Annotated in this window: 1 protein-coding gene and 1 pseudogene; both read right to left on the bottom strand. The window is 61.7% G+C overall.

The genetic code is table 11. The features are described 5' to 3' along the window. A partial coding sequence (locus DBR30_RS07665; RefSeq protein ID WP_146181367.1) for an efflux RND transporter permease subunit occupies window positions 1-1785 on the bottom strand: 1785 nt, incomplete at its 3' end. Window positions 1786-1794: 9 nt separating this feature from the next. Further along, window positions 1795-1984 (bottom strand): annotated as a pseudogene (locus DBR30_RS07660) (efflux RND transporter periplasmic adaptor subunit); the annotation flags it as partial.

Raw genomic sequence — 1984 nt, 5'->3', positions numbered from 1 at the left:
GGCGATCTTGTCGAACTGATCCGCCACCGCCTGGGTCCGGCTCATCGCGGCGGCATCCGGCAGCATGACGGCGGAGATGAGGTAGCCCTGATCTTCGTTCGGTACCAGTTCGCCCGGCACTTTCAGGAAGAGGCCGTAGATGGAGAGGATCAGCACGGCGATAATGGCAAAGGCGACCCCCACCCGACGGTTGAGGAAGGCCACACCCCGCACATAGCCGCGGGTCAGCTGGTCAAATTTTTCGTTGAACCAGACGAAGAAGCGGGCCGGTTTGTGGTGTCCCTCTTTCAGCAACACGGCACAGAGGGCCGGAGAGAGAGTCAGTGCCACCAGACCGGAGATGGCGACCGAGACCGCGACCGTGATGGCGAACTGCTTGTACATCACCCCTGTCATGCCGCCCATAAAGGCGACCGGCAGGAACACGGCGCAGAGCACCAGCACGATGGCGACCACCGGACCGGAGACCTCCTGCATGGCGAGGATGGCAGCCTCTTTGGCGGAGCACTTCTTCTCGCTCATGATCCGCTCGACGTTTTCGAGCACCACGATGGCGTCATCCACCACGATACCGATGGCGAGCACCATGCCGAACAGGGTCAGCAGGTTGATGGAGAAACCGAGCACCAGCATGCCGGCGAAGGTCCCGATGAGCGACACCGGCACCGCGATACAGGGGATCAGGGTGGCGCGGAAGTTTTGCAGGAACAGATAGACCACCACGAACACCAGTACGATCGCCTCGAACAGGGTGTGTACCACCTCTTCGATGGAGATCTTCACGAACTCGGTGGTGTCGTAGGGGATCTGGTACTCGATATCCTGCGGGAAGCGCTCCTTGAGTCGCTCCATGGTGGCGTGTACCGCATCGGCAACCGCGACGGCGTTGGCGCCCGGTTGCAGATAGGTGGCGATACCGATGGCCGGTTTGCCGTTGGCGCGGGCCACTAGATCATAATCCTTGCCCCCCAGCTCGACCCGGGCGACATCGCGGACCCGGATCTTGGAGCCATCGGGCATGGAGCGGACGATGATGTTCTGGAACTCCTTCACATCCTCAAGGCGCCCCTTGGTCTGCACCGTGTAGGTGAAGTCGATGGGGGCCGTGGTGGGCTGGGCACCGATCTTGCCTGCCGCGAACTGGGTGTTCTGCTCGCGAATGGCGCCAATCACGTCGCTCGGGGTGAGCTCGAGCTGGGCCAGTCGATCCGGCCGCAGCCAGATACGCATCGCATAGTCGGTACCGCCAAACAAGGTGGTATCACCGATGCCGGGAATCCGCTTGAGCTCGTCGATGATGTTGAGCAGGGCGTAGTTCGACAGATAGGTGGTATCAAACGAGCCGTTCGGCGACTGGAGGGTAACCACCTGCAGGATGGAGGTCGATTTCTTCTTGACCGTCACCCCCTGCTTTTTCACCTCTTCCGGCAACTGGGCCATGGCGGCCGAAACCCGGTTGTTGACGTTGATGGTGGCCTGATCCGGATCGGTGCCGATCTCGAAGTAGACGTTGAGGTTCATCTGGCCGTTGGAGGCCGACCCCGACTGCATGTAGATCATCCGCTCGACGCCGTTGATCTGCTGCTCCAGCGGCGCTGCCACGGTCTGGGAGATCACCTCCGGGGTTGCGCCCGGATAAAACGCCGTGACCGAGACCACTGGCGGGGTGATCTGGGGATATTGCTCGATGGGGAGCGCCCGCATCGCCGCCAAACCGCCCAGCACGATAATGATCGAAATCACGCTGGCGAAGATGGGGCGTTCTATGAAGAACTTGGAAAACATACGGGCTCCTTACTTGGCCGCAGATTGGCTGACCACCTTGCCGGTGATCGCCTTCATCTCGTCGGCAGAGACAGGTTTCACCACGGCGCCGGGGCGGGCCTTCATCAAGCCTTCGACGATATAGCGCTCACCTGCCTGCAGGCCGCTCTCGATCAGCACGCCGGAGTCGACCGCTGCGCCCAGGGTCACCGGACGGGGC

The organism is Aeromonas sp. HMWF017, assembly GCF_003061465.1.
Classification (GTDB): Bacteria; Pseudomonadota; Gammaproteobacteria; order Enterobacterales; family Aeromonadaceae; genus Aeromonas; species Aeromonas veronii.
This window is presented reverse-complemented; position numbering and strand designations above follow the sequence as displayed.